Genomic DNA, 13,016 nt, shown 5'->3' with positions numbered 1-13,016 from the left:
ATCGTTAAATTGCAATAATACTATAAATAGATAAATTATGAAATTATCAGAAATAAAAGAAATCCTTGCTAAGGCTGAAGCTGTAAATTTTAAACTGGAAAATGGGAGTTCAGTACCCGAGCATTTCCATGTAACCGAGGTAGGAGTGATTACAAAAGACTTTATTGACTGCGGAGGAACAGTGCGCCATGAACAAGTTGCGAACTTTCAGTTATGGGATGCGGATGATTATGAACATCGTTTAAAAGCAGGAAAATTACTTCATATCATCTCTCTCTCGGAAAAAGTTTTGGGAATGAAAGATCTGGAAATTGAGGTAGAGTACCAGGCACAAACTATTGGTAGGTATGACCTGGGGTATGACGGAGAGAATTTTCTTTTAATGAATAAGAAAACCGCCTGTTTAGCACCAGATAAATGTAGTGTTCCGGCCGAAAAGCAAAAAATTGAAATGATAAATCTGGCCTCTGGCCAAACTTGCACTCCAGGTGGTGGATGCTGTTAAAAATGTATTGGTGTTGTGTACCGGCAATAGCTGCCGTAGCGAGATTGCAAAGAGTTATTTGAGACAATTTGCAAATGGTAAAGTTCAGATTTACAGCGCTGGGATTGAAACATAAACCCGTTTAACATTATTTCTATCTGAGGTATTGGCATCAGCTTTTGATAAGATTGAATCCCCAGTGCTGATTCTGCTAAGCCGTTGCATTCTTTACTTCCTCTTGCAGTAAAGGTAAAACATTGCTTTCCAAAGATGAAGTATACAAACATACAAGACGGAGTACTTTCCTTAATAGATTTTAAATATTATATCTCACTAGTGAGAATTAATTTTGAATTATTGCGAATTGAATTTACATTTGTACCATTGAATACAGCAATGTCCATTCTCTTATGTTCTGACCTATTTCAATTATCTATCAAAAAACAAAAAAGTCATGAAAAAATTATTTATCGCATTGGTTTGTACAGTGATCGGATTTAGCGCTTATGCTAATGATGCAAACCCAAAGGGAGTGGCTCCTGTGGTAACAAAAACAGAAGTGCGCACAGTTCCTAATGAAAACAACAGCAAGCCAGTTGAAAGTGAAACCGAAAAAGAGACGCTTCGTCGTCGTCAGATGGCCTTTACATTTTATGACGGCTGCGGTACGCAGATGACTGTATGGGTATCTGGCGGCAGCTGGTCAACCGACGGCGATTTGTACGGAACTGCTTATGCATACGCAGAAAGCACCCTTACCGGAAACGGTTGTTTCCCAAGATAAGAACATGCTTTCGGGCATAACAAAACAATCATTTATCTATTAAAATTAAAATCATGAAACATTTATTTATAGCATTAATATGCTCATTTATGGCAGTTGGCACATTTGCCAATGGCCTGTCACCAAAAGAAGCTGCTGCTGTAGTAACAAAAGCAGAGGTAAAAAAAGCTACAAGCCTTAACAAAAGTGAAGCAAAGAAAACTGAAACCGAAAAAGCAGCCTTCCGCAGACAAATGGCTTTTCAGTTTTATGACAACTGCGGGCAGATGTTAACAGTTTGGGTATCTGCAGGAAATTCTGTTTCTAACGCTTCAATGGCACAAACAGCTTATAACTACGCCTGTGGCTATGCCAATGCAGGTGGCGGCTGTTTCTAGTTAAGCACTCTTCAGGACATACAGAGAACGGACTTTCTTTTATTTCAGAATACCCCGGGTACCGCCCGGGGTTTATTTATAAATCAATAATTAAGATATATGCCTTACTACCTTAAGCTTTTTGTATCTGCATTGCTGTTATGCATCTTTTATTCCTTCAGCTATAAAAATAAAAAAAGCACAGATGCTTCCTCAGGCGTAGCAATCTATCATTTCTTTCACATTCGCGATACTACGAATACAGGCCGTATCTGGGAGGAGGATTTCCAAATGGCATTTAATACGCAAAGAAGTTTGTATACCAGCTATACGAAACAAATGCAGGATTCCATTTTGAAGTCAAAAGTTGAAGCTGCCGCCAGTGCTGGCAGCAACCAGATAAATATGGGCCTTTTCGTTCCCTCAACCGCCGAAAATATCTTCACCTCAGCAAATGAAAGAACGGTCTATATAAATAAGTTTTTCAGCGAAAACAATTACCTGATCAAAGAGGTAATGGAACAGGTTAACTGGAAAATTGAAAAGGAGACCAAAATACTGTTGGGTTATACCTGCCAGATGGCTACCGGGATCTGTAAAGGCCGGAAATATACGGCCTGGTTTACAACCGATATCCCCGTAAGCTTTGGCCCCTGGAAATTGCAGGGCCTGCCAGGCCTGATTATGGAAGCCTATGATGACAGTCAGAGAATAAAATTTACCTGCACTAAAATCACATTGGGTACCTCACTCCCCGCGAACATATCCCTTGACCTACCTTCGGACGCCGTTGTTACCAGCCATTCAGATTATAACCGGATGGAAAAAGCCTATAAAGAAAGCCTGAGCGCCGGCGGATATGCCGGAACTGAAACATCAATAGATAAAGTAACCGTGCAGGGAGATCCCCAGGAAAAAGTCCGTAAAAAGTTTACGGTAAATTATCCGCTGGAACTGACAAACTAAGCCGATTACCGTTTTGGACGTAAAACGCCTGTTTTTAATTTTTTATCTGCTGTTTTCTACCTCCCTGTTATCTGCGCAGACCAGCATCAGTGGCCTGGTAAAAGACAGCATTGGAGATCCGGTTGCAGGTGCATCTGTAACCATTGTGGACAAAGATGGTGCTGGCATTGTATTTGAAAAAACAGACCAGAAAGGTATTTTTAATTGCAGGTATCAAAATAGCAGCACAGAGCTATCCATTAAAATAACGGCCTTGGGCTATCAGCAATCTATTGTTCCGCTTGCAGGCGGCCCAGATGAAAAGTATGTGATCACTTTAAAGAAGGTTGCCCGGCAATTACAGGAGGTAGTCATAAAATCGAACAGCAAGATATTGCTGTCAAGCGATACCTTAAAATATAGTGTAAAAGCATTTACGGATAAAAATGATCGTGTGATTGCCGATTTAATTGGCCGGTTGCCCGGTATACAGGTTGATGAAAAAGGTGCCATCAGCTACAATGGAAAGCGCATTGACAACGTATATATTGACGGGGACAACCTATTAAGCGGTAAGTACAGGCTTGCCACCAATAATGTGCCTGTTGGCGCTGTAGAGCAGGTACAGGTAATAGAACGAGACCAGCCTATAAAAGCCTTAAACGGCTATGTGGTTGCGAATAATGTTTCCTTAAACCTTAAGCTGACCGACAGCGCCCGCACCATGACGATCAATACTGGTTATATTGGCTTAGGCAATAAAGCTTACAGCGCCGAACTGAACAACCTTATTTTTCAGCAAAAGCTGAAGGGCATCAATAACCTCAAAACAAACAATATCGGGGAGAACCTGGAAACTGAAAATGCTGATATCGGGCTATCAGTAAATGGTAATGAAATCAATTTAAGGAGCCCAAAGCCTTACATTTCGATGCAGAATGAAACCCTGCCTGCTGTTGCAGAGCAATATTATTTAATGAATAATGACAATGCAGCAAACATCAACACTTTGTTCAAATTTAAAACAGATTGGTCTTTGCGCTTAAATATCTCTACACTTCAGCTCAAACGTAAAAACAGATTTAACAACCTGCTGAATTATTTTCTGCCCGGTGCAGATACCATAAGTTACGATGAAGCACAGAACAGTACATTTAAGCTGAACCAATGGCAAGTCCAGGCCCAGATCGAGAAAAACAGCAATTCAATATATTTAAGGTCGGTTACCAGGGCCGATCTTCCAAAATGGGATCGAATCGGAAATACAGCCCAGAACGGGCAGAGTTTTAAGCAAAACCAGCCTTCCTCTTATTCGTCCTTAAGTAACGAGACTAACCTGGTTAAGGCCCTGGGCGTAAACAATATTCTTCAATATAATTCCTTGCTGCAGTATTACAAACTAAATGAAGCTTTGACCATTCTGCCAGGAATACAGGAAAACGTTGTTAATGACAGTATAGGGTACCTTAAGCTAGACCAGCAGGTACGTACCCGGAATGTTTTTATTAACCAGTCGGTTACTTACAAAACAAAATTTGACCAGTTTATCCTTTCTGGGGCCCTTGGGATTTCCTACGAATGGAATACACTAAATTCAGGGCTGTATAAAACAGACAGCAGCCAGGTGACAAGGCCTGTAGGAACCCAGTTTAATAATGACATTGCATTTAACAATCTCAGCTTTTTTGGTAAGGTTTCGGCCATTTACCTCTTCGAAAAAGGGTCTTCTTTGAGCATAGAGGCAAGTCCGACTTACAGTTTTATTCATTACACCGGACAAAAACCACCTGCGTCTGGCAAAAATGCCTGGTTCCTGCCTAAACCCATAGTAGAGTTTCGCAAAAAGATAGGCAAATATGCAGAGTCGAATTTCAGGTTTTCCAGGCAGACGGAATTTGGCCAGGTCAATGATATTTATCCGGGAACCATGCTGGTGAACTACAGGCAGTTTAATCTTAATGATGCCCCTCTGCCAAAAACAGACATCAGTTCAATGGGCTTAAGGTATGCTTACAGAAAACCGTTAAAAATGTTGTTTTACAACCTGGGTTTCAACTATGACCGGACAAAACAAAACTTTATCAATGCGTATACCCTTGATAGCGGCCTTACAAGGTCGGTGGCCATTGATTTTAAGAATAGGGCCGACAGGTATGCCCTGAATGCAAACCTTTCAAAATATTTGTTCTTTCTTTCTGTCAATGTCTCAGCTTCGGGCAACCTGAGCCTGCAAAAAGGAAATAGTTTTTACAATGGCCAGATCTCACCATACCATTCCTATATCATCAATCTTTCCGGTAGCGTCAGAAGAAAAGTATTTAGTAAAGCAACGGTTTCAGTTACTGCAGACGCTGGAAAATTTATAAACGAACAAAAAATATCAGGTGGTGCTGTAACTAAAAACAGCACAGACTTTGAGAAAATAAAAGCAGAATGGCAGCACAATTTAAATGAGCAGTTGCTGTACGGTGTAAGTTATAAATTCAGCTGGTATAAACAATCTTTACAGAATCCGGTAGCCAATCATTTCATAGATTTTAATGTAATATATACTCCTGCTAAATGGAGGAGCTATTTTGAGCTGAATGGCATTAACCTGATCAACCAAGGGGTATACAAACAGGTTTTTTCCAATTCCAATCAGCTGTCGGTATTCCAGATGCCGCTCAGGGCAAGGATGTTTCTGCTAAAATACGCTTTTACTTTTTGATGGCCGTATAAGTTGAATTTATCGGCAAAAAGTTACAACTTGCAAGGGCCTCAAAAACGGAATATGATGTCAAAAAGCAAGAAAGCGGAAACCGAAAACAAGGAACCAAAATCCAGAAAAGTATCTTCAGGGCCTCTTCGGGAGAAGGCCCGCTCCATGAAAAAACTGGTAAGCGCTGTAGGGAAAGTATTGCAGAAGCATAGCTACCCGGGGCTTACAGCAGTTAACATTGCCAATGAGGCAGGATTAAACAGGAAACTGATCTATACCTACTTCGGTACGCTCGACAACCTGATAGAAACCTATATTATGGATAAGGATTTTTGGAAATCAGGGGCAAAGAAAATGCTTAGTAACTTAGTGGCAAATCCGGATAGCCTTGGTAAAACAATGGTAAATGCACTATTGCAGGCCCAGTTTGATACTTTGCTGAATGACAAAGCCCAGCAAAAAATTATGCATTGGGGCTTGGGGGGAAAGAATAAAATGTTACGGAGTGCGGCAGATCAGCGTGAGGCGACAGGCGAAGCCGTGCTCGGGATTTTGGACAAGGATTTTGAGCAGTCCGGGGTTGATATCCGGGCCTTTTTGGCATTGCATATTGCAGGGATCTATTATCTGTCCTTGCACGCAAAATCCAATGGCAGTAATTTTTGTGGTATCGACATCAATGAAGCCAAAGGAAAAGAACGTATTTCTAAAGCCATTCAGCATCATGTTGAAACGATCTACAAGATGGCTGGGGTTGATAAATAAGTTCTTTCAGGAGTTTGGATTCTTATGTTATGGATGGCCTGTAGAACAGGGTGCTGGCTCTTTATGGCTTAACAGTTTGTAACGATTTGTTATTATAAAACTACCATTATTGCATAAAGACTAAATACCGAAATGAGTGCCCATAATGTTGTGCCCAAAACCAGGGGCTTGCTGCCTACACCTTTTAAGGTTTTAAAAGACAAACCTGAGCCTATAAGAAACAAAGTTAAGCTTAATCCGGATTTGGCCAGGCTAACGAGGTAATGGCTGTAGCCGGTTAGAAAAGGGAAATAGGTATTTGCCAATACCGCCAGCACAAACAAGGCGATGAAATATGGCGCCTGCACTTTGGTTTTATTGGTTTTAAATAAGTAGGTGGCACCAAAGGACACTGGAATGATCCATAGTGCACGACTAAGTTTTACTGTAGTGGCAACATGCAGGGCCTGCTCGCCGTATTTACTTGCGGCACCAACCACCGAACTGGTGTCGTGTATGGAAATGGCACACCAGAGGCCAAATTGGTTTTGCGATAAATTCAGCCAGTGGCCTACAGCAGGAAATAGGAACAGGGCTGCAGAATTGAGTATGAACACGGTGCCAAGTGCCACCGAGATCTGTTGCTGATTGGCCTTCATTACCGGTGAAAGGGCTGCTATAGCACTGCCGCCACAGATGGCTGTACCGGCAGAGATCAGTGATGTGGTTTTAAAGTCTATTTTCAGTTTCCTTCCTACGAAATAGCCGGTTGCCAGTACAATCAGGATGGAGGCTAACGTAAAAAGCAAGCCTTCTTTTCCTGCAGTTATTGCGCTGTAAATGTTCATGCCGAAACCCAATCCGATAACCGAAATTTTGAGCAGGAGATGCGTAGCCTTTTGGCTGGATTGCGGATAGGGGTGTTCCATGGTTTGAGCCAGGACTAATCCGAGCAACAGGGCCAAAGGGGCCGTAATGAAAGGACTTAAGGTAAGTGCTGCTACGGCTAGAAAAATAAGTTTGCGGATATTCATAGTATTGCTGTATTTCTATTGCAAAACTATGCCGGCCACTACTGGAATTTATATTCCAAATATTTATGACTTATTACTTCATGTTATAGTGAAGGCGGGCGAAACGCATTAGTTTTTCGGAAAGTACGTCTGTATGACCTTGAAGGTGGATGAAATGTAAACTTCTGGTTATAGATAGTTCCTGGATGTCGATAACCCGTAGGTCGCCATTTAAGAGCTCTCTGCTAATCGAGTGGACAGATAAAAAAGCAAGTGTAGACGAATGCATCAGGTACGATTTGATGCTTTCAGTATTACCCAGTTGAATCTCGATCCTTAGATCGGCCAGGGTCAAACCAGATGTTTTTAATGCGTGGTCTATTACCTGACGGGTTCCTGAGCCCTGCTCACGCACAATGAAACGGTGTTCTTTTAGTTGTTCCGGTGTTATTTCTGAAGTTTTGGCCAGTGGATGTTGTTTATTGCAGACCAGCACAATCTCGTCCTGCATAAAGTCAGAATAGCTAATTTCCAGGTTTTTGGATCGGCCTTCTACAATACCCAGCTCTATTTCTTTTTTCAGCAAAGCCTTTTCAACCTGTTCGGTATTACCAGTGATCAGTTTAAGCTCAATATCGCTGAACTTCTTTTTGAAACCAGCAAGGATGGGCGCGATAAGGTACTGGGAAATTGTGGTGCTTGCTCCCAGGTGCAATATACCAGCGTGTTTTTGCAGCAAAGCGTTCATATCAAAATCTATAGACCTGTAAATGGCAAAGAGCGATTCGGTATGATTCAAGAGCACCTGACCCGCAGAGGTTAACCCTATTTTGTTGCCCTTCCGGTCGAAGAGTTTGTTGTTGTACTGATGCTCCAGCTCGCGGATGTGTTTGGTTACCGCAGGCTGACTGATGTATAATTCTTCTGCAGCCTTTGAAAAACTAAGCCTCCTGGCAACAGTATAAAAAACGGTTAAGCGAAAATCGGCCATGATTCCGGATTAATTTTATCAAAGATGTAATTTTAGTACTGGTTTTACGACTTATTGTTCAAATTGAAATAGGATGGAGCAGGTATTTATCGAAATGATAAACAAACACCGCGGAATTATATACAAGGTTTGCAACCTGTATGGCTTGAGCAGGGAAGATAAGAACGACCTGTTCCAGGAGGTTGTGCTTCAACTATGGCGGGCTTTCCCATCCTTCAGGGAAGAGTCAAAACAAAGCACCTGGATGTACCGTATCGCTTTAAATACAGCCATCACCAATTTTAGAAAAGAAAGTAAACGGCCAGAGCGCAGGGAAATTTCGGCAGATGAGTTTCAGATCCCTGACTTGGGCGCATATCCGGAGGAAGATGAACAGATGTTTATGCTAAAACAAGCCATTGAGGCATTGACAGAAGTAGAAAAAGCCATCATCCTGTTGTATCTGGAGGAGAAGAGTTATGAAGAAATCAGTGAAATCATCGGGATCAGTAAAACCAATGTTGGGGTCAGGATCAACAGGATTAAAGTCAAATTGGAGAAAATAATTAAAACAGATCGTTATGAACTTAGATGAGTTGAAAACCGCCTGGCAGGAATACGACAGCAGATTGGCGGCTACCGAAGAGATTAACCAGAAAGTAATTGCGAGTATGATCAGAGAAAGATCTGTCTCCAGGGTTGCGCGGATCAGAAGGCGTTATACGGAAATGTTGTGCCTTTTCCTTTTTTATACAGTTTGTCTTAGCGGTCTTTTTTTCGGAAACCCCTTCGATTATACTTCCCCAACGCAATACATGCCGCTTGCAGCCTTAGTACTATGTTGTGTACTAATGGTGATTTTTTTGTTCAGGGCGCGTATGGCACTTAAAGAAATAGGCCTGGACAGGCAAAATCTCCAGGAAGCATTGGTACAGATCATTGCTGTTTATGCAAAATACAAGAAAAGTTTCAGGTATATTATCAGTATGATGTTCTATTCTTCTATATTACTTTCCTTATCACGTATCATAGCTAAAATACCTGAATCGGGGATTTTGGAGGCCGTTTTTTCCATCCTTATCTTTTCAGCACTGATAGGTTTTTCTTATTATTATGCAGGGAAAAAAACAAACGGCTGGCCCGATTTAGGGAAAGAAGAAAAAGGCCTCTATGCAGATCTTGAAGAATTGAAAGAGCTGAGTGTGCAATAAATGAGTAAATTTAGGTGGACTGGAATAGAATTTGTAGCTTTGGCGCGAACATGAGACATATAGTTACCTTATCGCTGGTTTTTTTTAGCCTGACCCACCTTGCAAAGGCGGAACGGGTAGAAGGACTGCGCATTGTAACCAAATATTGTAATAGTCAGCAGCTGGAAAAGAAATCGGCAGCAATAAGACTAAGTCAACCTGATGATCAGCACCACCCTTTCTTTTTGTCTTACAGCGCCCTTAGTGCTATTGGTGTATTGCCAGAGAAACGCATTGAGCAGCATAGCATCAATAGTTACGTTATTGTTGATCTGGCCATAAAAGAACAAACCAAGAACAACAGCCCTTAATTCTCAGTCCATTCTAGTTTTTTAACACCCTTCAACTGACATTGTGGCTCAATTGGCCGCGTGGCCTGGTTGTTGTAATTTCACCATTTTTTAAAAAAAATATAAATACAAAATATTATATGTTAGGATTTTTAGCCAAGATTTTTGGAAGCAAATCGGAAAGAGACATTAAGGCCTTACAACCTATAGTTACCAAAATAAATGAAGAATATGCAAGATTGTCAACTTTAAGCAACGACGAATTGCGTGCAAAAACCCCATACTTTAAAGACATCATAGCTAAGGCCCTGGCCGAAATTGATGGCAAGATAAGCAGTTTGAAAACAGATGCTGAAAGCCAGGATTTATCACTGGCAGAGAAAACAGCATTGTACGATCAGGTTGATGCATTGATTAAAGACCGCGATAAGGAATTGGAAGTTGTTTTACAACAAATCCTTCCGGAAGCATTTGCAGTTGTTAAGGAAACATCGAGACGTTTTTCTGAGAACGAAACGCTTGAGGTTACTGCAACCCAATTTGACAGGGACTATGCTGCAAAAAAGAAGAATGTAACTATACAAGGCGATAAAGCACTTTGGGCTAACCGTTGGGAAGCGGCAGGAGTAGATGTAGTATGGAACATGGTACACTACGATGTGCAGCTGATAGGCGGTATGGTACTGCACAGTGGTAAAATTGCTGAAATGGCCACTGGTGAAGGTAAAACATTGGTAAGTACATTGCCGGCCTACCTGAACGCACTGGCCGGACAAGGTGTACACATTGTAACCGTGAACGATTACCTTGCCCGTCGTGATTCGGAGTGGAACGGTCCGCTGTTTGAATTCCATGGTATTTCTGTGGATTGTATTGATAAGCATGAGCCGAACTCGCAGGAACGCAGGAATGCTTACCTGGCCGATATTACCTATGGTACAAATAATGAATTTGGTTTTGATTATCTGCGTGACAATATGTCGCAGACCCCAGATCAGCTGGTTCAGCGCAAGTTGCATTTTGCCATGGTAGATGAGGTCGATTCTGTTTTAATTGATGATGCGCGTACCCCTTTAATCATTTCCGGCCCGGTTCCTTTTGGTGATCAGCATGAATTTCATGAGCTGAAGCCAAGAATTGAGCGCCTGGTAAATGCCCAGAAAGAGTATGTAACCAAGGCATTAAATGATGCCAAGAAGTTAATAAATGAAGGTAAAACCGGAACCGAAGAAGGCGAAGGTGGCTTGGCGCTTTTACGTGCCCACCGTGGCTTACCTAAAAATAAAGCTTTAATCAAGTTTTTAAGTGAGGGCAGCGTAAAGCAGACCTTATTGAAAACCGAGAACCATTACATGGCCGATCAGTCGAAAAATATGCCTAAGGTAGACGCTGAGTTGTTTTTCCATATTGATGAGAAGAACAACCAGGTTGAACTTACCGAAAAAGGTATCGAGCTGATCACCAAATCTGGTGAGGACCATAACTTCTTTGTACTTCCTGATGTGGGTACCGAGATCGCAGAGATCGAAAAATCATCACTAACAAGTGAAGAGAAGATTGCACAAAAGGATGCCCTGATGCGTGATTATTCGATTAAGGCAGAACGCATCCACTCGGTAAACCAGTTGTTGAAAGCTTATACCTTATTTGAAATTGATGTGGAATACATCATTGATGAGGGTAAGATTAAGATTGTAGATGAGCAGACTGGCCGTATTATGGATGGCCGTCGTTATTCGGATGGTCTACACCAGGCAATTGAGGCTAAAGAGAATGTGAAGGTCGAAGACGCTTCGCAAACCTATGCTACAGTTACCCTGCAGAACTTTTTCAGAATGTACCACAAGCTTTGTGGTATGACAGGTACAGCAACTACCGAAGCGGGTGAGTTCTGGTCTATCTATAAACTGGATGTAGTAGAGATCCCTACAAACCGGGTGATCTCCAGAAAGGACCAGCAGGATTATGTGTATCGTACAGTACGCGAAAAATACAATGCCGTTGCTGAAGAAATTGTGAAATTGACCCAGGAGGGAAGACCTGTATTGGTGGGTACCACTTCGGTAGAAATCTCGGAATTACTGAGCAGGATGCTAAAACTTCGTGGCATTAAACACAATGTACTGAATGCCAAAATGCACCAGAAAGAGGCTGATATTGTGGCCGAAGCTGGTCAGACAGGACAGGTAACCATTGCGACCAACATGGCTGGCCGTGGTACCGATATTAAATTAGGTCCTGGCGTTAAGGAAGCCGGAGGTTTGGCCATCGTAGGTACAGAGCGACACGAGTCGCGCCGGGTAGACAGGCAGCTGCGCGGTCGTTCCGGAAGGCAGGGAGACCCGGGTTCATCTCAGTTCTTTGTGTCGTTGGAAGACAACCTGATGCGTTTATTTGGATCGGAAAGGATCTCTAACATCATGGTTAAAATGGGTATTGAGGATGGTGAGGTAATCCAACACTCGATGATTACCAAATCTATAGAGCGCGCCCAGAAAAAAGTAGAGGAGAACAACTTTGGGATTCGTAAGCGTTTACTGGAATACGACGACGTAATGAACTCTCAGCGTTCGGTAATTTATGCAAAACGTAGAAATGCCTTGTTTGGTGAGCGTTTGGATGTTGACATGAGCAATATGGTATTTGATGTTGCTGAAGACATTGTAACTGAATATAAAGAAGAAGGTAATTTTGAAGGCTTTAAGCTGGAAGTGATCAAAAACTTCTCGGCCGATACTTCAATCGATGAAAATGAGTTCAACTCCAAAGGCATCCACCATTTAACAGACAAGCTGTTTGAAGAGGTTACGGCTTTCTACGCCCGTAAATCAGATGCGATCATTGAGCAGGCCATGCCGGTCTTGAACCAGGTGTATGCAGAACGCGGCGCACAGATTGAGCAGATAGTTGTGCCGTTTACAGATGGTATGCGCAGTATCCAGGTGCCGGTAGGATTAAAGAAAGCGATAGACAATGGCGGTCGTGAAATCACTAAGTCATTTGAAAAAACTATTGTACTGGCCCTGATCGACGAGTCCTGGAAAGAGCACCTGCGTGAAATGGACGAATTAAAGCAATCTGTACAGAATGCGGTTTACGAACAGAAAGATCCATTGATCATTTATAAAATGGAAGCTTTTAACCTGTTCAAGAACATGCTGAATGCAGTGAACAAAGAGGTAGTGAGCTTCCTGTATAAAGGAGGTATCCCGATACAGACAGATCCGAATGATGTGCGTGAGGCACAGGCGCCAAGACCAGCACCAAGCAGGTTAAAAATGTCTAAACCCGAGTTCGGACATGAAAGCAGCAGTGCTGAAGTGATGGAAGATACCCGTGAACTGGCTCCGCAGCAGCCCATCCGCAAGGAAGTAACAGTGGGCAGAAACGAGCCTTGTCCTTGCGGCAGCGGCAAGAAATTCAAAAACTGTCACGGCGCAGGATTGTAATTTGTAATAAACATATAGAATGCCGAGTTT

13 protein-coding genes are annotated in these 13,016 nt (G+C 42.2%); 11 read left to right on the top strand and 2 right to left on the bottom strand.

What is annotated here, in order from left to right:
- Positions 1-37 precede the first annotated feature (37 nt).
- From B9A91_RS09245 to B9A91_RS09215, 7 genes are all read left to right on the top strand, one after another.
- On the top strand, positions 38-505 hold the full coding sequence (locus tag B9A91_RS09245) for a DUF6428 family protein (protein ID WP_084238057.1): 468 nt from the start codon (positions 38-40) through the stop codon (positions 503-505).
- On the top strand, positions 489-620 hold the full coding sequence (locus B9A91_RS09240; RefSeq protein ID WP_317043324.1) for an arsenate reductase/protein-tyrosine-phosphatase family protein: 132 nt from the start codon (positions 489-491) through the stop codon (positions 618-620). The genes B9A91_RS09245 and B9A91_RS09240 overlap by 17 nt, the downstream gene beginning before the upstream one ends.
- A gap of 318 nt (positions 621-938) precedes the next feature.
- The gene (locus B9A91_RS09235; RefSeq protein WP_084238055.1) at positions 939-1,268 is read left to right on the top strand and encodes a hypothetical protein; all 330 of its coding nucleotides are present in this window, start codon (positions 939-941) and stop codon (positions 1,266-1,268) included.
- Positions 1,269-1,321: 53 nt separating this feature from the next.
- Positions 1,322-1,645, top strand: coding sequence for a hypothetical protein (locus B9A91_RS09230; RefSeq protein WP_144008888.1), 324 nt, complete (start codon positions 1,322-1,324; stop codon positions 1,643-1,645).
- Positions 1,646-1,744: 99 nt separating this feature from the next.
- Positions 1,745-2,590, top strand: coding sequence for a GLPGLI family protein (locus B9A91_RS09225; RefSeq protein ID WP_084238053.1), 846 nt, complete (start codon positions 1,745-1,747; stop codon positions 2,588-2,590).
- A gap of 13 nt (positions 2,591-2,603) precedes the next feature.
- Complete coding sequence (locus B9A91_RS09220) at positions 2,604-5,279, top strand: carboxypeptidase-like regulatory domain-containing protein (protein ID WP_159451681.1); 2,676 nt, start codon at positions 2,604-2,606, stop codon at positions 5,277-5,279.
- A gap of 63 nt (positions 5,280-5,342) precedes the next feature.
- Entirely contained in the window at positions 5,343-6,035 is a 693-nt protein-coding gene (locus B9A91_RS09215; RefSeq protein ID WP_200815624.1) for a TetR/AcrR family transcriptional regulator, read from the top strand.
- Between the two features lie 92 nt (positions 6,036-6,127).
- Here the strand turns inward: B9A91_RS09215 and B9A91_RS09210 are convergent, their stop codons facing one another.
- On the bottom strand, positions 6,128-7,048 hold the full coding sequence (locus B9A91_RS09210; RefSeq protein WP_084238051.1) for a YeiH family protein: 921 nt from the start codon (positions 7,046-7,048) through the stop codon (positions 6,128-6,130).
- Between the two features lie 73 nt (positions 7,049-7,121).
- Positions 7,122-8,018 carry a LysR family transcriptional regulator gene (locus tag B9A91_RS09205; RefSeq protein ID WP_084238050.1) on the bottom strand — a complete coding sequence of 299 codons (897 nt, stop codon included), beginning with the start codon at positions 8,016-8,018 and terminating at the stop codon, positions 7,122-7,124.
- Between the two features lie 73 nt (positions 8,019-8,091).
- On the opposite strand from B9A91_RS09205, the gene B9A91_RS09200 reads away from it, so the two are divergent.
- From B9A91_RS09200 to secA, 4 genes are all read left to right on the top strand, one after another.
- Complete coding sequence (locus tag B9A91_RS09200; RefSeq protein WP_084238049.1) at positions 8,092-8,592, top strand: RNA polymerase sigma factor; 501 nt, start codon at positions 8,092-8,094, stop codon at positions 8,590-8,592.
- Entirely contained in the window at positions 8,579-9,208 is a 630-nt protein-coding gene (locus tag B9A91_RS09195) for a hypothetical protein (protein ID WP_084238048.1), read from the top strand. The genes B9A91_RS09200 and B9A91_RS09195 overlap by 14 nt, the downstream gene beginning before the upstream one ends.
- A 50-nt stretch (positions 9,209-9,258) precedes the next feature.
- Positions 9,259-9,558 (top strand): hypothetical protein, encoded by a 300-nt coding sequence (locus B9A91_RS09190; RefSeq protein ID WP_084238047.1) that lies wholly within the window; start codon positions 9,259-9,261, stop codon positions 9,556-9,558.
- Between the two features lie 119 nt (positions 9,559-9,677).
- Positions 9,678-12,986 carry a preprotein translocase subunit SecA gene (gene secA / locus B9A91_RS09185; RefSeq protein ID WP_084239648.1) on the top strand — a complete coding sequence of 1,103 codons (3,309 nt, stop codon included), beginning with the start codon at positions 9,678-9,680 and terminating at the stop codon, positions 12,984-12,986.
- The last annotated feature ends 30 nt before the right edge of the window (positions 12,987-13,016 follow it).

Source organism: Pedobacter africanus (assembly GCF_900176535.1).
GTDB lineage: Bacteria > Bacteroidota > Bacteroidia > Sphingobacteriales > Sphingobacteriaceae > Pedobacter > Pedobacter africanus.
This window is presented reverse-complemented; position numbering and strand designations above follow the sequence as displayed.